The 18,738-nt window shown below is 68.3% G+C and carries 16 protein-coding genes; 8 read left to right on the forward strand and 8 right to left on the reverse strand.

Going from position 1 to position 18,738, the window contains the following annotated elements:
- The first annotated feature begins 3 nt into the window (after window positions 1-3).
- Genes AC1DF3_RS06360 through AC1DF3_RS06370 form a run of 3 tightly spaced genes read left to right on the forward strand, consistent with a single transcriptional unit; the run spans window position 4 to window position 3,933 of the window.
- A complete protein-coding gene (locus AC1DF3_RS06360; protein ID WP_478139169.1) occupies window positions 4-2,214 on the forward strand; it encodes an ABC transporter permease in 2,211 nt (736 codons plus the stop codon).
- A gap of 13 nt (window positions 2,215-2,227) precedes the next feature.
- Entirely contained in the window at window positions 2,228-3,274 is a 1,047-nt protein-coding gene (locus AC1DF3_RS06365) for an ABC transporter ATP-binding protein (protein WP_286536354.1), read from the forward strand.
- A 23-nt stretch (window positions 3,275-3,297) separates the two neighbouring features.
- Window positions 3,298-3,933 (forward strand): HAD family hydrolase, encoded by a 636-nt coding sequence (locus AC1DF3_RS06370; RefSeq protein ID WP_478139170.1) that lies wholly within the window; start codon window positions 3,298-3,300, stop codon window positions 3,931-3,933.
- On the opposite strand, the gene AC1DF3_RS06375 is transcribed toward AC1DF3_RS06370, so the two are convergent.
- Window positions 3,879-4,547: a lipocalin family protein gene (locus tag AC1DF3_RS06375; RefSeq protein WP_286536352.1), complete on the reverse strand. Its 669-nt coding sequence runs from the start codon at window positions 4,545-4,547 to the stop codon at window positions 3,879-3,881. The genes AC1DF3_RS06370 and AC1DF3_RS06375 overlap by 55 nt on opposite strands.
- A 112-nt stretch (window positions 4,548-4,659) precedes the next feature.
- Here AC1DF3_RS06375 and tal point away from each other — a divergent pair, with 112 nt between their 5' ends.
- The 3 genes from tal to AC1DF3_RS06390 all read left to right on the forward strand — a co-directional run bounded on the left by tal (window position 4,660) and on the right by AC1DF3_RS06390 (window position 7,595).
- Complete coding sequence (tal, locus tag AC1DF3_RS06380) at window positions 4,660-5,607, forward strand: transaldolase (protein WP_301802882.1); 948 nt, start codon at window positions 4,660-4,662, stop codon at window positions 5,605-5,607.
- The gene (gene pgi / locus AC1DF3_RS06385) at window positions 5,607-7,163 is read left to right on the forward strand and encodes a glucose-6-phosphate isomerase (RefSeq protein ID WP_478139171.1); all 1,557 of its coding nucleotides are present in this window, start codon (window positions 5,607-5,609) and stop codon (window positions 7,161-7,163) included. Before tal ends, pgi begins: the two co-directional genes overlap by 1 nt.
- Window positions 7,164-7,244: 81 nt before the next feature.
- Window positions 7,245-7,595 carry a DUF805 domain-containing protein gene (locus AC1DF3_RS06390; protein WP_478139172.1) on the forward strand — a complete coding sequence of 117 codons (351 nt, stop codon included), beginning with the start codon at window positions 7,245-7,247 and terminating at the stop codon, window positions 7,593-7,595.
- Window positions 7,596-7,676: 81 nt separating this feature from the next.
- On the opposite strand, the gene groL is transcribed toward AC1DF3_RS06390, so the two are convergent.
- The 6 genes from groL to AC1DF3_RS06420 form a co-directional block, all read right to left on the reverse strand.
- On the reverse strand, window positions 7,677-9,332 hold the full coding sequence (groL, locus tag AC1DF3_RS06395) for a chaperonin GroEL (RefSeq protein WP_286523554.1): 1,656 nt from the start codon (window positions 9,330-9,332) through the stop codon (window positions 7,677-7,679).
- Window positions 9,333-9,379: 47 nt separating this feature from the next.
- A complete protein-coding gene (gene groES, locus AC1DF3_RS06400; protein WP_286536348.1) occupies window positions 9,380-9,670 on the reverse strand; it encodes a co-chaperone GroES in 291 nt (96 codons plus the stop codon).
- 275 nt (window positions 9,671-9,945) lie between these two features.
- Complete coding sequence (locus AC1DF3_RS06405) at window positions 9,946-10,194, reverse strand: hypothetical protein (protein ID WP_286536347.1); 249 nt, start codon at window positions 10,192-10,194, stop codon at window positions 9,946-9,948.
- A gap of 91 nt (window positions 10,195-10,285) precedes the next feature.
- Entirely contained in the window at window positions 10,286-11,941 is a 1,656-nt protein-coding gene (gene pgm, locus AC1DF3_RS06410; protein ID WP_478139173.1) for a phosphoglucomutase (alpha-D-glucose-1,6-bisphosphate-dependent), read from the reverse strand.
- A 28-nt stretch (window positions 11,942-11,969) separates the two neighbouring features.
- Window positions 11,970-12,632 (reverse strand): HAD family hydrolase, encoded by a 663-nt coding sequence (locus AC1DF3_RS06415; protein WP_478139174.1) that lies wholly within the window; start codon window positions 12,630-12,632, stop codon window positions 11,970-11,972.
- 10 nt (window positions 12,633-12,642) lie between these two features.
- The gene (locus AC1DF3_RS06420; protein ID WP_286536344.1) at window positions 12,643-14,214 is read right to left on the reverse strand and encodes a phospholipase D family protein; all 1,572 of its coding nucleotides are present in this window, start codon (window positions 14,212-14,214) and stop codon (window positions 12,643-12,645) included.
- Window positions 14,215-14,382: 168 nt separating this feature from the next.
- Between AC1DF3_RS06420 and AC1DF3_RS06425 the strand changes: the two genes are divergently transcribed.
- Together AC1DF3_RS06425 and AC1DF3_RS06430 are read left to right on the forward strand one after the other, a co-directional pair.
- Entirely contained in the window at window positions 14,383-16,518 is a 2,136-nt protein-coding gene (locus AC1DF3_RS06425) for a TonB-dependent receptor domain-containing protein (protein WP_478139175.1), read from the forward strand.
- A 23-nt stretch (window positions 16,519-16,541) separates the two neighbouring features.
- Window positions 16,542-17,165 (forward strand): phosphoribosyltransferase, encoded by a 624-nt coding sequence (locus AC1DF3_RS06430; RefSeq protein ID WP_286536342.1) that lies wholly within the window; start codon window positions 16,542-16,544, stop codon window positions 17,163-17,165.
- Window positions 17,166-17,386: 221 nt separating this feature from the next.
- On the opposite strand, the gene metK is transcribed toward AC1DF3_RS06430, so the two are convergent.
- Complete coding sequence (metK, locus tag AC1DF3_RS06435; RefSeq protein ID WP_478139176.1) at window positions 17,387-18,568, reverse strand: methionine adenosyltransferase; 1,182 nt, start codon at window positions 18,566-18,568, stop codon at window positions 17,387-17,389.
- Window positions 18,569-18,738 lie beyond the last annotated feature (170 nt).

Genomic DNA, 18,738 nt, shown 5'->3' on the forward strand with positions numbered 1-18,738 from the left:
AGCATGTCTTCTCGGCGCCCCAATGCCCCGGTCTGGACCTGCGTCGCGGCGGGGCTGCTGGCCTACTTCGTGCTGCCCTGGTATGCGATCCAGGACACCAGCTGGTGGGAGGCGCTGCCGCAGGTCTTCGGTTCCGCCGAAGGCGCCAGCGGCGTCATGCAGGCGCTGCTGCAGGCCCGCAGCTGGCTCTGGATCGGGTTGATCGGGCTGGCGATCTGCGCGCTCGGCGCCCTGTTGCCCGCGGGGCGCATCCAGGGCCGGCTGCTGCTGGTGGGCGGCGCGGTCGGGGCGATCGGCCTGGCGCTCAGCGCCTTCCTGATCGGCGCTCGCGGCTGGACCCTGCCCGTTCTCAACGCCCGGCTCGGCGAGCTGCCGGTCAATCAGTTCGGCATCGGCGCCGGCGGCTTCATCGCGCTCTCGGCGCTGATCCTGCTCGCCGCTTTCGGGCTGGCGCGGCTCGGCTTCTTCAAGGGCGACCTGTTCGTCGCCGGCGCGGTGGTCGGCTGCGGCGTGCTGATGGCGCTGTTCATCGCCTACCCGGTCAGCAAGGCGCTGGCCGGTGCCTTCCTGGACGAGGACGGCCGCGCGTCCTTCGCGGCCTTCGTGGCGCGCATCGGCACCGAGCGGGTCTGGGGCCTGGGCTGCCTGGCCGGCGGCGTGCGCTGCGGCGTGGCCTGGAACACGCTGGTGCTGGCCTTGCTGACGGCCGCCGGCACCACCTTCCTCGGCACGCTGATGGCGCTGATGGCCGAGCGCGGCAGCCGGCGCTGGCAGGCGCCGCTGCGGGTGCTGGCGCTGCTGCCGATCATCACGCCGCCGTTCGTGGTCGGGCTCGGCCTGATCCTGCTCTTCGGACGCGCCGGGGTCGTCAACCAACTGCTCGAGAGCGCCTTCGGCATCGAGCCCACGCGCTGGTTCTACGGCATGCCGGGCGTGCTGGTGGCGCAGCTCTTCGCCTTCACGCCGATCGCCTTCATGATCATGCGCGGCGTGGTGCAGGGTGTCTCGCCCAGCCTCGAGGAGGCGGCGCAGATGCTGCGCGCCGACCGCCGCCGGACCTTCTTCACCGTCACCTTGCCGCTGCTCAAGCCCGGGCTCGCGAACGCCTTCCTGGTCGGCTTCATCGAGAGCATCGCGGACTTCGGCAATCCGGTGGTGGTGGGCGGCCAGTTCTCGGTGCTGTCGACCGACATCTTCTTTGCCATCGTCGGTGCCCAGTACGACCAGGGCCGCGCCGCCTCGCTGGCGTGGGTGCTGACGCTCTTCGCGCTCGGCGTGTTCGCGCTCCAGCGCGCCGTGCTCGGCAAGCAGAACTACACCACGGTCAGCGGCAAGGGCGACGCCGGCATCGCGATGGCGCTGCCGGCCGGCGTGCGCCGCACCATCTACGGCATCGCGCTGCCATGGATCGCCTTCACGGTGGTGGTCTACCTGTTCGCCTTCGCGGGCGGCTTCGTCCAGACCTGGGGCCGCGACTACACCTTCACGCTGAACCATTTCAAGACCGCGTTCGCGCTCGAATGGGGGCAGTTCGGCATCGTCTGGGCCGGCACCGCATGGAACTCGCTGATCACCACGGTCAAGCTGGCCGGCATCTCGGCGCCGCTCACCGCGGGGCTCGGCCTGCTGATCGCCTGGCTGCTGGCGCGCAACGAGTTCAAGGGGCAGGGCGCATTCGAATTCGCGGCGCTGCTGGCCTTCGCGATTCCGGGCACGGTGCTCGGCGTGAGCTACATCCTGGCCTTCAACGTGCCGCCGCTGGAGCTCACCGGAACCGGCCTGATCATCGTGCTGTGCTTCATGTTCCGGAACCTGCCGGTCGGCGTGCGGGCGGGCACGGCGGCCTTCAAGCAGCTCGACCGCTCGCTCGACGAGGCCTCGCTGATGCTGCGGGCCTCGACCTCGCAGACGCTGTTCAAGGTGGTGCTGCCGCTGCTGAAGCCGGCCCTCGTGGCGGCGCTGGTCTACAGCTTCGTGCGGGCGATGACCACGGTGAGCGCGGTGATCTTCCTGGTCACGGCCGAGAACGAACTGGCGACCACCTACATCATCGGTCGGGTCGGCAATGGCGACTACGGCATCGCGCTGGCCTACTGCACGGTGCTGATGATCCTGATGTCGGTCGCGATCGCGGCGGTGCAGCTGCTGGTCGGCGAACGCAAGCTGGGGCGGCGCAAGCAGGGCGTGCCGAGCATCGCGGTGGCCGCCCATTGAACACGGAGGACCCATGAGCCACGGCATCGAACTGCGCAACATCACCAAGCGCTACGGCAGCAATGCGCGCGCGCCGCTGGCCGTCAAGGGCATCAGCTTCGAGGTGCCCGCGGGCACCCTGACCACCATCCTCGGACCGTCGGGCTGCGGCAAGACCACCACTCTGCGCATGATCGCCGGGCTCGAGTCGCCGACCTCGGGCACGATCCTCATGGGTGGGCGCGACGTGACCACGCTGGGGCCGGCCGAGCGCAACGTCAGCATGATGTTCCAGAGCTACGCCCTGTTCCCGCACATGAACGTGATCGAGAACGTCGGCTACGGCCTGCGCATGAGCGGCCTGCGCAAGCCCGAGGCGGCGGCGCGGGCCCGAGAGGCGCTCCGGGGCGTCGGGCTGGTCGACTTCGACCAGCGGCTGCCGAGCGAACTGTCGGGCGGGCAGCAGCAGCGTGTCGCGCTGGCGCGGGCGCTGGTGCTGGAACCGGCCGTGCTGCTGTTCGACGAGCCGCTGTCCAACCTCGACGCCCGGCTGCGCCGCGAGATGCGCGAGGAGATCCGCAACCTGCAGCAAAGATTGCAACTGACGGTCGCCTATGTCACCCACGACCAGAGCGAGGCGCTCGCGGTCAGCGACCAGATCATCGTGATGGACCACGGCGTGATCGCGCAGCAGGGCACGCCGGAGCAGCTCTACGGCCACCCGACGAGCGAATTCGTGGCCGGGTTCATGGGCGAGGCGATGGTGTTCCCGGCGCTGGCCCAGCCCGACGGCCGGGTCGAGCTCGGCCCCTTGACCTTGACGCCGCGCTACGACGTCGCGCCGGGCTTCGTCAAGGTCGCGGTGCGTCCCGAGGCCTGGCTGATCGGCGCCGCCATCGGCCTGCCGGCGACCTTGCGCAAGGCGGCCTACCTGGGCAGCTTTTACGAATATGCTTTCGACACCGCGCTGGGCCCGGTGTTCGTGGTGTCGTCCGACCTCACGCGGCCGCTGGCCGCCGGTGCGCAGACCACCCTGTCCCTCGCCAGCCATGGCGTTTCCGTCGTCCCCGTTGCCTTATGAATGTCGTTTTCGATCTCGGAGCCGTGCTTCTGACCTGGGAGCCTGTCGCGCTCGTCCAGAACCAGCTGGCGCCCCACGCGCCCACGGCGGAGGCCGCGCACGCGCTCGCGCGCAAGATGTTCCATCACGAGGACTGGCTGGGTTTCGACCGCGGCACCCACAGCCTGGACGATGCCATCGGCCGGATGGCATTGCGGCTGCCGCTGCCGGCCGACCGCTTGAGCGAAGTCCTGGCGCCCATGGGCGAGCGGCTCGAGCCGATCCCGGTCACGGTCGAATTGCTGGCAAGCCTGCGGGCGCGCCGGGATGCCGGGGAGGATCTGCGGCTGTACTACCTGTCGAACATGCCGTCGCCGTACGCCCGGGTGCTCGAGTACCGGCATCCCTTCTTCCAATGGTTCGATGGCGGCATTTTTTCGGGCGATGTCCAGATGATCAAGCCGCAGCGCGAGATCTATGAACTGCTCGCCGCCCAGTACCGGCTGGCGGCCGCCGAAACCGTGTTCATCGACGACTCGCTGGCCAACGTGCTTGCGGCGCGCGAACTCGGCTGGCAAGCCATCCATTGCGAGCGGCCCAGCGCCTTGCCGGGCCAACTGGCCGGCTACCTGCCGGTCAGCTCGACCTTGTCGACATCGAAGCCCAGCGTGCGGGCGTAGTCCAGCTCGGCCTGCAGCGCGGCGTCGTCGAGCCGCGGCACCCGCGAGAGCACCCACAGGTACTTGCGGTTCGGCGTGCCGACCAGGGCCACCTGGTAGTCGCGGTCGAGCTTGAGGATCCAGTAGTCGCCCCAGACCAGCGGCAGCCAGCCCAGCCACTCGGGTGCGAAGCGCACCTCGAGGCGCCCGGCGCCGGGCTGGCCGGCGACCGGCACCTGCCGTGCCGAACCGACGGATTCGTCGAAGCTGCCGTCGGCCAGGATGCAGCGGTTGCGCACCTCGACGCTGCCGTCCTCCAGGGGCGTGTACTCGGCCGAGACGGCGCCGGTACATTGTTTCTGGAACCGGTTGGGGAGCCGCGCCTGCTCGTGCCACAGCCCTGCATAGCGCTTGAGATCCACCGGCGCCACCACCTGCAGCGGCGCGCGCATCAGGGGCGCGCCATCGGCCGGGCCGGCGACGGTCTGCGCCCTTGCCGTGCGCGAGTTGGTGAGGGCCAGCAGGGTCAGCGCGCCGCCGACGCAGAAGGCCGCCGCGAGGGTTCCGATCGAAGCGCTGTGGGCGCGGTCGTCGAAGGCGGCGGGCGGCGTTGCACGAGGGGGGCGGTAGGGCATGGGCTTCTCCGGAAAGGCGATCAATCGAAAGTCGAGCCTAGCGGGCGGCGAGTGGCCGCCGCGTCAGTCGCGGACCACACGCCATGTAGTGCTGCGGCGGGATAATGGCCGCATGAACCAACTCGATGCCCTCCGCCAATGGACCACCGTGGTCGCAGACACCGGTGATTTCCGCCAGCTCGCCCAGTTCAAGCCGCAGGATGCGACCACCAATCCGTCGCTGATCCTGAAGGCGGTCCAGAAGGCGGACTACCGTCCTCTGCTGGACGAGGTGGTCGGGAAACACAAGGGGGCACCGGTCGACGAGGTCATCGACCGCCTGCTGGTGCGTTTCGGCACCGAAATCCTGTCGATCATCCCGGGCCGGGTGTCGACCGAGGTCGATGCGCGCCTGAGTTTCGACACGCAGGCGACCATCGATCGGGCCGAGCGCATCGTCGCGCTCTATCGGGCCGAGGGCATCGATGTGTCCAAGCGCCTGCTGATCAAGATCGCCTCGACCTGGGAAGGCATCGAGGCGGCGCGCCAGCTCGAACAGAAGGGCATCCACTGCAACCTGACGCTGCTGTTCTCGTTCGCCCAGGCGGTGGCCTGCGGGGCTGCCAAGGTGCAGCTGATCTCGCCCTTCGTCGGCCGCATCTACGACTGGCACAAGAAGTCGCAGGGCAGCCAGTGGAACGAGGCCGCCAATGCGGGCGCCAACGATCCGGGCGTGAAATCCGTGCGCCAGATCTTCGACTACTACAAGAAGAACGGGATCGCGACCGAGGTGATGGGCGCCAGCTTCCGCAACGTCGGCCAGATCGCCGCGTTGGCCGGCTGCGACCTGCTCACCATCAGCCCCGAACTGCTGGCCGAACTGGCCGCCAGCGAGGCCCCGCTTTCGCATGCACTCGACGCCGAGGCGGCCCAGCGCCTGGAGATCCCGAAGGTGTCGCTCGACCAGGCCGCGTTCCGCTTCGCGCTGAACGAGGACGCCATGGCGACCGAGAAGCTGGCCGAGGGCATCCGTGCCTTCGCGGCCGATGCCGTGAAACTCGAAAACCTGATGGAGGCGTGATGACCCACATTCGCTGCGACGGCACGGCGGCCTGGGCCGCGCTCCAGAAGCACTACGACAGCGTCGGCCTGGGCTTCGACATCCGCCAGGCCTTCGCGAGCGATCCGGGGCGTTTCGCGGCGCTGAGCCAGTCGGCACCGCACGTCTTCGCCGACCTGTCGAAGAACCTCCTCGATGCGCGCACCGAGCAGCTGCTGCTCGACGTGGCGCGCGAAACGGGGCTGGAGGCGCACCGCGACGCGATGTTCGCGGGGCGCCACATCAACGCGACCGAAGACCGCGCGGTGCTGCATACCTTGCTGCGCCGGCCGGCTTCGGCGCCGGTTGGCGGCGACTTGGCCGCGGCCTTCGGCGACGTCCAGGCCACGCTCGATGCGATGCTCGCCTACGCCGAGAAAGTGCGCGCCGACTCGACCATCACCGACGTCGTCAACATCGGCATCGGGGGTTCCGACCTCGGGCCGCAGATGGCGGTGCTGGCGCTCGACCAGTTCGTCGCGCCGGGCAAACGCTTTCATTTCGTCTCGAACGTCGATGGCCACGAACTGGCCGGCATCCTGCGCGGGCTGGCGCCCGAGCACACGCTGTTCCTGATCGCCTCGAAGACCTTCACCACCGCCGAGACCATGGCCAACGCGCAGTCGGCCAAGCGCTGGTTCGAGCAGTCGGGCGGGGTCGACATCGCGCGCCACTTCGCGGCGCTCACCACCAATGTCGCGGCCGCCAAGGCCTTCGGCATCGACACCACCTTCGGTTTCTGGGACTGGGTCGGCGGCCGCTATTCGATGTGGTCGGCCATCGGGCTGCCGATCGCGCTGGCCATCGGCGCGGACGGCTTCCGGGGCCTGCTGGCCGGCGCCCACGCGATGGACGAGCACTTCCGCACCGCCCCGCTGGCGCAGAACCTGCCGGTGCGGCTCGGCCTGCTCGACGTCTGGTATCGCAATTTCCATCGGTTCACGACCCGCAGCATCGCGCCTTACCACAGCGCGCTGAAGCGCCTGCCGGCCTACCTGCAGCAGCTCGAGATGGAAAGCAACGGCAAGCAGGTCGACATGGCTGGCCAGCTGCTCACCTTCGGCACCTCGCCGGTGTTGTGGGGCGAGCCCGGAACCAACGGGCAGCATGCGTATTTCCAGATGCTGCACCAGGGCACCGACGTGACGCCGCTGGAGTTCATCGCGGTGCGCGATGCGGCGCACGATCTCCCTGGCCACCATTCCAAGCTGCTGGCCAATGCGCTGGCGCAGGCGCAGGCGCTCATGGTCGGCCAGCGCGACGCCGGCGGCCACAAGAATTTCCCCGGCAACCGGCCGAGCACCTTCTTCGTCTTCGAGCAGCTGACGCCGGAGTCGCTCGGCGCCTTCCTGGCCCTGTACGAACACCGCGTGTTCACCAGCGGCGCGCTCTGGGGCATCAACAGCTTCGACCAGTGGGGCGTCGAGCTCGGCAAGGTGCTGGCCAGGGACATCGAGCCGCGGCTGGCGTCGGGCGACGTGGTGGGGCTGGACGCCTCCACGGCCGGGCTGCTGGCGCGGCTTCGCCCGCGCGCCTAGCTTTCGTCATCACCCGGAGCAGGCTGCTCGATATGATGATTGCGGGGTTGTCCCGTGGGAAAACATCAAGAGGAGTTGCTCATGAACTTTCAACAGGCGGTCCAGACCTGCTTTCGCAAGTACGTCGAGTTTTCCGGCCGGGCGACCCGGCCCGAATACTGGTGGTTCATCCTGGCCTATGTCATCTCAGCCTTCGTGGCGGGTTTCATCCACGAGTTCCTGTACTACCTCGTGGTGCTGGCCTTCCTGCTGCCCCTGCTGGCGGTCGGCGCGCGGCGCCTGCATGACGTGGGCCGCAGCGCCTGGTTCCTGCTGCTCGGCCTGGTGCCGGTGATCGGCACCCTGGTGCTGCTCTATTTCATGGTCCAGCCCAGCCAGCCCGAGTCGAACGCCTACGGGCCGCCGTCCGGCGCCTTGCCGGCCGGCGTCTGAGGCCGCGCCACCACCGGAACGAAAAAAAGCCCCGCAGCGCAAGCTGCGGGGCTTTTTGATTGGCTTGGCGCCGGGGGCCGATTACATGCCCATGCCGCCCATGCCACCCATGCCGCCCATGTCGGGCATGCCGCCGCCGCCGGCACCGGCCTCGTCCTTCGGTGCGTCGGCGACCATGGCTTCGGTCGTCAGCAGCAGCGAGGACACCGAAGCGGCGTTCTGCAGTGCGGTGCGGGTCACCTTGGTCGGGTCCAGGATGCCCAGTTCGAGCATGTCGCCGTAGGTGTCGTTGGCGGCGTTGAAGCCGTAGTTGCCCTTGCCGGCCAACACAGCGTTCACCACCACCGAGGCTTCGCCGCCGGCGTTGTTGACGATCTCGCGCAGGGGCGCTTCGATGGCCTTGAGCACCAGCTTGATGCCGGCGTCCTGGTCAGCGTTGTCGCCCTTGAGCGAGTCGCCCACGGCTTGCTTGGCACGCAGCAGTGCCACGCCGCCGCCGGCCACGACGCCTTCTTCCACTGCAGCGCGGGTGGCGTGCAGGGCGTCTTCGACGCGCGCCTTCTTTTCCTTCATTTCGACTTCGGTGGCAGCGCCGACCTTGATCACGGCAACACCGCCGGCCAGCTTGGCCACGCGCTCTTGCAGCTTTTCGCGGTCGTAGTCGCTGGTCGCTTCTTCGATCTGCACGCGCACTTGCTTGACGCGGGCTTCGATGTCGCCGGCAGCGCCGGAGCCGTCGATGATGATGGTGTTTTCCTTGCCCACTTCGATGCGCTTGGCCTGGCCGAGGTCGGCCAGGGTCACCTTCTCGAGGGTCAGGCCCACTTCTTCAGCGATGACCTTGCCGCCCGTCAGGATGGCGATGTCTTCCAGCATGGCCTTGCGGCGGTCGCCGAAGCCAGGTGCCTTGACGGCCACGACCTTCAGGATGCCGCGGATCGTGTTCACGACCAGGGTCGCCAGGGCTTCGCCTTCGACTTCTTCGGCAATGATCAGCAGCGGACGGCCAGCCTTGGCGACTTGTTCCAGCGTCGGGAGCAGGTCGCGGATGTTGCTGATCTTCTTGTCGAACAGCAGCACGAAGGGGTTGTCCAGAATCGCGGATTGCTTTTCGGGGTTGTTGATGAAGTAGGGCGACAGGTAGCCGCGGTCGAACTGCATGCCTTCGACGACGTCGAGTTCGCTGTCGAGCGACTTGCCGTCTTCGACGGTGATCACGCCTTCCTTGCCGACCTTGTCCATCGCGTCAGCGATGAGCTTGCCGATGGTTTCGTCGCTGTTGGCCGAGATCGAGCCGACTTGCGCGATTTCCTTCGAGGTGGTGGTGGCCTTCGAAGCCTTCTTCAGCTCGGCGACCAGGGCGGTGACCGCCTTGTCGATGCCGCGCTTCAGGTCCATCGGGTTCATGCCGGCGGCGACCAGCTTGAAGCCTTCGCGAACGATGGCCTGGGCCAGCACGGTCGCGGTGGTGGTGCCGTCACCGGCGTTGTCCGAAGTCTTGGAGGCCACTTCCTTCACGAGCTGGGCGCCCATGTTCTGGAGCTTGTCCTTGAGTTCGATTTCCTTGGCGACCGACACGCCGTCCTTGGTCACGGTGGGGGCGCCGAAGGAGCGCTCGAGCACCACGTTGCGGCCCTTGGGGCCCAGGGTCACTTTGACTGCGTTGGCGAGGATGTTCACACCTTCGACCATGCGCGCGCGGGCTTCGCCGCCGAAGACTACGTCTTTTGCTGCCATGAGATTTCTCCGAGATTCAGTTGATTGGGGGTTGAAGAGAGAAGTGCTTACTTCTCGACGACCGCGAACAGGTCGTCTTCCTTCATGACCAGCAGTTCGTCGCCATCGACCTTGACGGTCTGGCCGCTGTACTTGCCGAACAGGACGCGGTCGCCGACCTTGATGTTCATCGAGATCAGGTCGCCCTTGTCGTTCTTCTTGCCAGGACCGACGGCCAGGACTTCACCCTGATCGGGCTTTTCGGCGGCGTTGTCGGGGATCACGATGCCCGAGGCGGTCTTGGTTTCGCTTTCAATGCGCTTGACGATCACGCGATCGTGCAAAGGACGAAGTTTCATTGCTTGCATCTCCTGATGGGAACGGGTTTGGGTCGGGCGTCGGCGTTGTGCCGATACCACATCGTTGGGCAGAAGGCGCTGTTAGCACTCAACTGCAACGAGTGCTAATCATAAGGGTGTTTTTTGGCTTTTCAAGGCGGGGGACTGTTTTTGCAGGCGCGTCGCGCCGCCGCGCCGGGGCCGCCCGAATGCCGGGAGGCGCGGGGCGCAATTCGTCCGACTGGCGGACCGAGGCACGCCTCGCCGACCGTGGTCCGGCATTGCGCCGGGCCGTTTCAGCCCCGCGGGGCGCCGGGCCGAAGCAGCGCTGCCAGCCTGGCGACGCCCCCGGTGCCGCTGGCCGCGCGGCCGATGAAGGCGCCCGCCGCGGCGCCGATCAGCGCCTTGCCGATCAGCGAGCGGCTGCGGCCCGTGGCCATCATGAGCAACAGACCGACGCCCAGCACGATCAGGTGCTCGCCCGGCAGGTCCGGCCGGTTGGCGTCTGCTTCCTTGACGGTCTTGATCAACGAGTCGAGATTCATGAGGTCTCCGCAACTGAAAAGCCGTTCATAGACCGGGCGCCAAGGCTTCGGTGTAGGCGACGGCCGGCGGCTGCATCCGCCGGTCGTGCCTTCACGGCGCCGGCGAGATCGCCGCGTCTACGATGGTCTGGGCCTCGGCCAGGATCCGCTGCAGGTGCTCGGCGCCGCGGAAGCTCTCGCCGTAGATCTTGTAGATGTCCTCGGTGCCCGACGGCCGGGCGGCGAACCAGCCGTTCTGCGCGATCACCTTGATGCCGCCGATCGCGCCGCCATTGCCGGGGGCATGGCTCAGCACGCTCTCGATCGGCTCGCCGGCCAGCTCGGTCGCGTGGAGCTGCTGCGGGCTCAGCGCCGACAGCTGTTTCTTCTGCTGACGGCTGGCGGGCGCATCGATGCGGTTCGAGACCGGGCTGCCGAACTCGTTCGCCAGCTCGGCGTAGAGCGCACCGGGGTCGCGGCCTGTTCGGGCGGTGATCTCGCCGGCCAGCAGCGCCGCGGTGATGCCGTCCTTGTCGGTGGTCCAGACCGAGCCGTCGCGGCGCAGGAAGGTGGCGCCGGCGCTTTCCTCGCCGACGAAGCCGAGCGAGCCGTCGACCAGGCCGTCCACGAACCACTTGAAGCCCACCGGCACTTCGTAGAGCCGTCGGCCGAGCCGCTTCGCCAGGGCATCGATCAGCCGCGTCGAGACCACCGTCTTGCCGACCGCCGCATCGGCGCCCCACTGCGGGCGGTGGCGGAACAGATAGTCGATCGCGACCGACAGGTAGTGGTTGGGCTGCAGCAGGCCGGCGCTGCGGGTGACGATGCCATGGCGGTCGTGGTCGGTGTCGCAGGCCACGCCGACGTCGAAGCGGTCCTTGATGTCGAGCAGCCGCTGCATCGCGTAGGTCGACGACGGGTCCATGCGGATCTGGCCGTCCCAGTCGAGCGTCATGAAGGCGAAGCGCGGATCGACCGTCTCGCTGACCACGCTGAGGTCGATCCGGTAGCGCTCGGCGATCGCCCCCCAGTAGTGGACCCCGGCACCGCCGAGCGGGTCGACGCCCATGCGCACGCCCGCTTCGCGGATCAGGGCCATGTCGATCACGTTGTCGAGGTCGCCGACGTAGGCCGCCACGAAGTCATGGCGGTGCGTGGTGGCGGCCTTCAGGGCCCGCTCGTGCGGCATCCGGCGCACGCCCGCGAGCCCTTTCTCGAGGAAGCCATTGGCCGCCTCCTGCACCGGGCCCGTGATGTCCTGGCCGGCCGGTCCGCCATTGGGCGGGTTGTACTTGAAGCCGCCGTCGCGCGGCGGATTGTGCGACGGCGTGACCACGATGCCGTCGGCCAGCCCGCTGGTGCGGCCGCGGTTGTAGGTGAGGATGGCATGCGACAGCGCGGGGGTCGGCGTGTATTCGTCGCCGCTGGCCAGCATCACCTCGACGCCGTTGGCGGCCAGCACCTCGAGCGCGCTGGCCGCCGCGGGGGCCGACAGCGCGTGCGTGTCGATGCCGAGGTAGAGCGGCCCGTCGATGCCCTGGGCCCGGCGGTGGTCGCAGATCGCCTGGGTCATCGCCAGCACGTGCCATTCGTTGAACGAACGCTCGAAGGCGCAGCCGCGATGGCCCGAGGTGCCGAAGGCGACCCGTTCGGTCGCGACCCCCGGGTCGGGGCGCTCGGCGAGATAGGCGGCGAGCAGCGCGTCGACGTCGACGAGGCTGTCCACGGGGGCCGGCTGGCCGGCGAGAGGGCTGAGTCGTGAGGCCATGAAAGCTCCTGGTCGATGTCCGAGTGTCTCAAAGGATGGGCCATTGGCGCATCTCGATGATGCGTTCGATGGTGATGTCGGGGGCCGGATGACCGGCCAACGCCTGCGGGGCGAGCGCGTACTGGCCCTGGCGCGGAAAGACCGTGGTCAGCCGTTCGCCCCATCCGGCCTTCATCGCCGAGAGGATGCGCGGCTTGTCGTCGATCATCACGTAGCGGCGGGCCGGATAGCGCTCCTGCACCGCATCCAGCATCAGCTCCTTGTGGATGTAGATCAGCACCCGCCCATCGACCGCCTGCCACAGGCCCGAGCGCTGCACCTTGCGCGGCTGGAAGACCGCGTCGCCATCCGACAGGATCACCGGCAGGCCGAAGCGCTGCAGGTGCGCGATGACTTGCAGGGCACCGGGATAGAGCCGTTCGGCGAAAGGGTAGTCGAGCAGGAAGCTCGACATCCGCAGCAGCCGCGGATCGCTCATGTCGGCGCCGGGCCCGCCCAGGCGATAGCGTTGCAGCGCACCCAGGTAGTCGGTGTAGCCGAGCTCGTCGCGCAGTTCCTCGAAACCGCGCCAGTAGCGCTCGGCCCCCCCGGGGCCGAGGTCGTCGACCAGGCGGCGGCGCAGGTCGTGGAGCACACCGTCGAAGTCGAGCAGCGTGTTGTCGACGTCGAGCAAGAAGACGATGTCCTGCATTGGCGATCTCCTAGAGCAGGTCGCTCGGCACGAACCACGAGAACAGCAGCAGCTTGATCTTCACCAGCATGCTGGCCTCGGGCTCGTCGTCGTACACCGCGTTCTCGCCATCGGTGCTGACCCATTGGATCTTGTCGGTGCCGGGTTTCAGCCGCAGTTCGTACGCGCTTTCGACATTGTCGACCTGGTAGGCGTCGAGCAGGCGGTGCGCGACCTCGAAGCTCTCCAGGCGCACCCCGAGCTCGGTGTTGATGTGGGCCGAACGGGGATCGAAGTTGAGCGAGCCGATCAGCGACCACTCGCGGTCGATCAGCGCCAGCTTGGCATGCAGGCGCCCGCGCGACTGGCGGAACACCTTGCGCAGGTTCAGGCTGCGCTTGATCTGCTCGGAGCTCACTTCGTAGAGGCGTACGCCGAGGCGGAGCATCTCGACCCGGTAGTTGTTGTAGTTGATGTTGACCAGCGGCTCGTCGGTGTCGGCCAGCGAGTTGGTGGCGACGCTGATGCGGACGTCGCGGGCGCGCAGCCGGGCGAGCTGCGCCATGCCCTCCTCGCCGGGCAGGAAGTAGGGCGACACGATGTCGACGCTGAAGCGCGCCAGGTCGAGCTGCACCCGCATGCGCTCGGCCACGGTCGGGGGGCGGCGTTCGCTGGCCCACTCGCCGTCGTCGGTCTGCAGCGCCTTGGTGGGCGAGTCCGACACCGCGTTGGCCCGCGCCGGGATCATCTCGAACCGGCCCTGGGCGATCAGGCTGCCGAGCGGCGGGTCGCCGAACATGTCGGTCTCGGGCGGTGCCGGGGGCAACGGCGCTTCCTTGCGCGAGGTCCGCCGGTCGAACTCGGCCCGCAGCTCGGCGGTCGATTCGATCGCCGGCACGATGGTGTGCAGCGGGTAGACCACCTCGCTGTTCCAGTAGTTGTCGAAGATGGTCTGCAGCTCGGTCACGACCGGTCCGGCCAGCAGCATGTCGAGGTCGATGAAGTTGGCGCCCTCGCTGCGCAGGAAATACTCGTCCGCCAGGTTGCGCCCGCCCACGATCGCGAAGGCGCCATCGGCCATGAAGAGCTTGTTGTGCATGCGGTGGTTGAGCCGACGGAAATCGGCCGCGAAACCCATCCAGCGGGTGGCCGAATGGTCGCGGCCGGCCACGAAGGGGTTGAACAGCCGGATCTCCACGTTCGGCCAGGTGGCCAGGCCGAGCAGCAGCGGATCCAGCTTGGTCGTGTAGAAGTCGTCCAGCAGCAGACGCACCCGGACCCCGCGCCGGGCGGCGTCGCGCAGCTCTCGCAGAATCAGCTTGCCGGTCTTGTCGTTGCCCAGCAGGTAGTACTGCAGGTCGAGCGAGGACTGGGCGCGCCGGATCAGCTCCAGCCGCGCGTCCAGCGCGAAGGCGCCCTGCGCCAGCACCCGCGCGCCCGACAGGCCTTCGGGCGAGCTGCCGAAGGGCGCGGCGAGCCGGCCCAGTTCGTTGGACGTCGAGGCCGCAATGGCCGGGACATAGGGCGATGCGGGGACAGCCGGCAGCCCGGCGCAGGCCGACAGCAGGCAGGCGAGGGCGAGGACCAGACAGCGAAGCAGCATGGGGGAGACCGCGGCAAGGCGACCGGAAGGGGCTCCGCCCCGGATGGACGGCCCGCGGATCGTAGCCGTCCGACCATATTGTTGCGTCAGGTCGGGTATCGGGTTTCTTCGCGCGATAGGGTGTTGCCCACCCGGGAGCGGCGAAGCGCACAACGCAGAATCGCCGCGATGAGATTCTCTGCCGTCCCCACCGCTTGCCTCCTGCTCGCAGCCTGGTTCCCGGCCCAGGCCCAGGAACAGGACCAGGCCCGGGACACCGGAAGCGCACCGACGCTGGGCGAGATCACGGTCTCCACACCGGCCGGCCCGACGCCACTTTTCGATGTCGCCGGCTCGGTCGACCGGGTGGAGGGCGCGGCCATGCGCGACAGCCGGCTCGGCGTGAACCTGTCGGAAAGCCTGAGCGGCGTGCCCGGGCTGCAGATCCAGAACCGGCAGAACTACGCGCAGGACCTGCAGATCTCGATCCGCGGCTTCGGCGCCCGCTCCACCTTCGGCGTGCGCGGCGTGCGGCTGTATGTCGACGGCATTCCGGCGACCTTGCCCGACGGCCAGGGCCAGACCTCCAACATCGACATCGGCTCCGTGGACCACGTCGAGGTGCTGCGCGGCCCGTTCTCGGCGCTCTACGGCAACTCCTCGGGCGGCGTGGTGCAGACCTTCACCGAGACCGGCGAGGGGCCGCCCAAACTCGGCTTCTCGATGGCCGCGGCCAGCTTCGGCACGACCCGTACCGGGGTCATGGCCAGCGGCTCCTCCGGTGCGGTCGACTACCTCCTGAGCGCCGGGCGCTTCGAGACCGACGGCTACCGCGACCACAGCGCGGCCGATCGCGACATCGTCAACGGCAAGTTCGGCCTCGCGCTCGACGACGGCAGCCGACTGACGCTGGTCGCCAACAGCGTGCACCTGAATGCGCAGGACCCGCTCGGGCTGACGGCCGAGCAGTACGCGCTGAACCGGCGCAGCGCGGCCGTCGCGACGCAGTTCGACACCCGCAAGAGCGTCGACCAGACGCAGGCCGGCCTGACCTACGAGCGCCGCCTCGACGGCGACAACGCGCTGCGCATGATGGTCTACGGCGGCGAGCGCAAGACCTCGCAGTACCAGGCGATCCCGCCCTCCGCTCAGTCGAGCCCGACCAGCGCCGGGGGCGTGATCGGGCTGGACCGCGACTTCGGCGGGGCCGACCTGCGGTGGATCTCGCAGATGCGACTGGCCGACCGGCCGTTCGAGCTCGTCGCCGGGCTGGAATACAACAAGCTGCGCGAGCACCGCACCGGCTACGAGAACTTCCTGGGGCCGGTCGCGCGGCCGGTGCTGGGCGTCCAGGGCCGGCTGCGGCGCAACGAGATCAACGAGGTCTACAACCTCGACCCCTACCTGCAGGGCAACTGGCGCTTCGCCGATCGCTGGACGCTCGAGGCCGGCGTGCGCCGCAGCAGCGTGGACTTCGATTCGCAAGACCACTACATCGTCGGCGCCAACGGCAACGACAGCGGCAGCGCGCGCTACACCGAGACGCTGCCGGTGGCGTCGCTGCGCTACGAGGCCACGCGCGACCTCGCCCTCTACACCTCGGTGGGCCGAGGCTTCGAGACGCCGACGCTGAACGAGCTCTCGTACCGTCCCGACGGGCAGGGCGGGCTCAACTTCGCGCTGCAGCCGGCGGTCAACGACAGTGTCGAAGTGGGCGCCAAGGCGCGCCTGGCGGGCGGCCTGCTCACGGCGGCGCTGTTCAAGACCCGGACCAGCGACGAAATCGTGACCGCCACCAACATCGGCGGCCGTGCCACGTTCCAGAACGCAGGCCGCACCATGCGCGACGGCTTCGAGCTGGCCTGGCAGCACGAGACCGAGGACCACTGGCGCACCCAGCTGGCCTACACCTGGCTCGACGCCCGCTACAGCGACACCTTCTGCGCCGCGGTGCCGTGCACGGCGGCGGGCCTGGTGCCGGCCGGCAACCGGATTCCGGGCATCGCACCGCAAGCGCTGTTCGCCTCCTACGGCTGGGTGCCGCCCCAGGGCTGGCGTGTCGGCACCGAGCTGCGCGCGCTCTCGAGCATCGAGGCCAACGACCGCAACACGGTCAGCGCACCGGGCTACGCGGTGGTCGCGCTATTCGCGGGCTACCTCATGCAGTGGCAGCGCTGGGACCTGAATGCCTTCGCGCGCATCGACAACCTGTTCGACCGCCAATACATCGGCTCGGTGATCGTCAACGAGGGCAATGCCCGCTACTACGAGCCGGCACCGGGGCGCAACTGGACGATCGGCATGAGTGCGGCGTATCGTTTCTGAGTCCCGGAAAGTGGGAGCAGACCATGGAATTCAAGGATCGACGCGACGCCGGCCGTGCGCTCGCCAAGGCACTGGAAGCCTGGCGCGGGCGGCCCGGCGTATTGGTGCTGGCGCTGCCGCGCGGCGGCGTTCCGGTGGCCTGGGAAGTCGCCCGCGCGCTCGGTGCGCCACTCGATGTGCTGGTGGTGCGCAAGCTGGGTTTTCCGGGGCAGGAAGAGTATGCAATGGGCGCCATAGCACCCGGCGGCGTGCGCGTCATGGGCGAGGCGGACGCTGGCTGGCCGGTCTCGGCACGGGAGCTCGAAGCCGTCGTCGCGCGTGAACAGGCCGAGCTGGTGCGGCGTGAGCAGCGCTACCGCGGCGGACGACCGCCGCTCGATCTGGCCGGTCGCGTCCTGATCCTGGTGGACGACGGCCTCGCGACCGGTGCAACCATGCGCGCTGCGGTGCAGGCGGCGCGCGCCGGCAATCCGAAGCAGGTCATCGTCGCCGTGCCGGTGGCTTCGACCGAGGCCGTGCAAAGCCTGAGTGCGCTGGCCGACGAGGTGGTGTGCCTCTTCACGCCGGAGCACTTTCGTGCGGTGGGCCTCTGGTACCAGGACTTCACGCAGACGAGTGACGAAGAGGTGGACAGGCTGCTGGCGTGAGGCTGCCAGGAGACGGCGGGGTCGAGCAGGGGCGGCCCCACGCCGACGGCGTACTCTGCTCCGCGAATGTCCCCCGCCCTTCGGGCTCCTCCTTTATTTCGCTGCGCAGAGCACGCCCTCGCCACCGCCCGGGATGCACCCGAGCCAAACCCGGCCCCAAAGAAAAAGCCTGCGAATGCAGGCGCATCCGCAGGCTCGGGGAGGCTGAATGCCCGACGGGATCAGAGGCCGGCGGCAGCGCGCAGCGCCTGCGCGTTGGCCGTGCTTTCCCAGGTGAACTCGGGCTCTTCGCGGCCGAAGTGGCCGTAGGCGGCCGTCTTGCCGTAGATCGGGCGCAGCAGGTCGAGCATCTGGATGATGCCCTTGGGACGCAGGTCGAAATGCTCCTGGACCAGTGCGGCGATCTTCTCGTCGGAGATGACGCCGGTGCCTTCGGTGTAGACCGTCACGTTCATCGGCTTGGCGACGCCGATCGCGTAGGCGACCTGGATCTGGCACTGGCGCGCCAGGCCGGCGGCCACGATGTTCTTGGCCACGTAGCGCGCGGCATAGGCGGCCGACCGGTCGACCTTGCTCGGGTCCTTGCCCGAGAACGCGCCGCCGCCGTGCGGGCAGGCGCCGCCGTAGGTGTCGACGATGATCTTGCGGCCGGTCAGGCCGCAGTCGCCCTGCGGGCCGCCGATGACGAAACGGCCGGTCGGGTTGATCAGATAGCGCGTCTCCTTGAGCCACTCCTTGGGCAGCACGGGCTTGATGATCTCCTCGATCACGGCTTCGACGAACGAGGCCTTCATCTTGGTCGGCGTCTCGCTCTGGTCGGGGTGGTGCTGGGTCGAGAGCACCACGGTGTCGATGCTGTGCGGCTTGCCGTCGACATAGCGCATCGTGACCTGGCTCTTGGCGTCGGGACGCAGGAAGGGCAGGCGGCCGTCCTTGCGCAGCTGGGCCTGGCGCTCGACCAGCCGGTGGGCGTAGTAGATCGGCGCGGGCATCATCTCGGGCGTCTCGTCGCAGGCGTAGCCGAACATCAGGCCCTGGTCGCCGGCGCCGGTGTTGAGGTGGTCGTCGCTGGCGTGGTCGACGCCCTGGGCGATGTCGTTGGACTGCTTGTCGTAGCAGACCATGACGGCGCAGCCCTTGTAGTCGATGCCGTAGTCGGTGTTGTCGTAGCCGATGCGCTTGATGGTGTCGCGCGCCACCTGGATGTAGTCGACGTGCGCGTTGGTCGTGATCTCGCCCGCGAGCACCACCAGGCCGGTGTTGGTCAGCGTCTCGGCGGCCACGCGCGAGCGCGGGTCCTGTTCGAAGATCGCGTCGAGGATCGCGTCCGAGATCTGGTCGGCCACCTTGTCGGGATGGCCTTCGGAGACGGATTCGGAAGTAAAGAGGAAATCGTTCGCCATGTGTTTCAAACTCCGTAGCAGCAGGTCAATTGGCGCGTTGCCAACCCGTTTCGGAGCTCTGGCGAACGCTTTAGCAGTAGTGTTTAACGTCGCCCTGCAAGTAGTTCCATAACTCGGCGACAATTTGCATTCTATCCGAGCCGCGCTGTACCCTGCGCGCGCGTCCCTCT

The sequence above is a fragment of the Variovorax sp. 10N432 genome (assembly GCF_056394465.1).

What these genes read in the sequence shown, in the direction of transcription:
- AC1DF3_RS06360 (WP_478139169.1), top strand. Translation starts at nt 4, where the DNA reads ATGTCTTCTCGGCGCCCCAATGCCCCGGTCTGGACCTGCGTCGCGGCG.
- AC1DF3_RS06365 (WP_286536354.1), top strand. Translation starts at nt 2,228, where the DNA reads ATGAGCCACGGCATCGAACTGCGCAACATCACCAAGCGCTACGGCAGC.
- AC1DF3_RS06375 (WP_286536352.1), bottom strand. Translation starts at nt 4,547, where the DNA reads ATGCCCTACCGCCCCCCTCGTGCAACGCCGCCCGCCGCCTTCGACGAC.
- tal (WP_301802882.1), top strand. Translation starts at nt 4,660, where the DNA reads ATGAACCAACTCGATGCCCTCCGCCAATGGACCACCGTGGTCGCAGAC.
- pgi (WP_478139171.1), top strand. Translation starts at nt 5,607, where the DNA reads ATGACCCACATTCGCTGCGACGGCACGGCGGCCTGGGCCGCGCTCCAG.
- AC1DF3_RS06390 (WP_478139172.1), top strand. Translation starts at nt 7,245, where the DNA reads ATGAACTTTCAACAGGCGGTCCAGACCTGCTTTCGCAAGTACGTCGAG.
- groL (WP_286523554.1), bottom strand. Translation starts at nt 9,332, where the DNA reads ATGGCAGCAAAAGACGTAGTCTTCGGCGGCGAAGCCCGCGCGCGCATG.
- groES (WP_286536348.1), bottom strand. Translation starts at nt 9,670, where the DNA reads ATGAAACTTCGTCCTTTGCACGATCGCGTGATCGTCAAGCGCATTGAA.
- AC1DF3_RS06405 (WP_286536347.1), bottom strand. Translation starts at nt 10,194, where the DNA reads ATGAATCTCGACTCGTTGATCAAGACCGTCAAGGAAGCAGACGCCAAC.
- pgm (WP_478139173.1), bottom strand. Translation starts at nt 11,941, where the DNA reads ATGGCCTCACGACTCAGCCCTCTCGCCGGCCAGCCGGCCCCCGTGGAC.
- AC1DF3_RS06415 (WP_478139174.1), bottom strand. Translation starts at nt 12,632, where the DNA reads ATGCAGGACATCGTCTTCTTGCTCGACGTCGACAACACGCTGCTCGAC.
- AC1DF3_RS06420 (WP_286536344.1), bottom strand. Translation starts at nt 14,214, where the DNA reads ATGCTGCTTCGCTGTCTGGTCCTCGCCCTCGCCTGCCTGCTGTCGGCC.
- AC1DF3_RS06425 (WP_478139175.1), top strand. Translation starts at nt 14,383, where the DNA reads ATGAGATTCTCTGCCGTCCCCACCGCTTGCCTCCTGCTCGCAGCCTGG.
- AC1DF3_RS06430 (WP_286536342.1), top strand. Translation starts at nt 16,542, where the DNA reads ATGGAATTCAAGGATCGACGCGACGCCGGCCGTGCGCTCGCCAAGGCA.
- metK (WP_478139176.1), bottom strand. Translation starts at nt 18,568, where the DNA reads ATGGCGAACGATTTCCTCTTTACTTCCGAATCCGTCTCCGAAGGCCAT.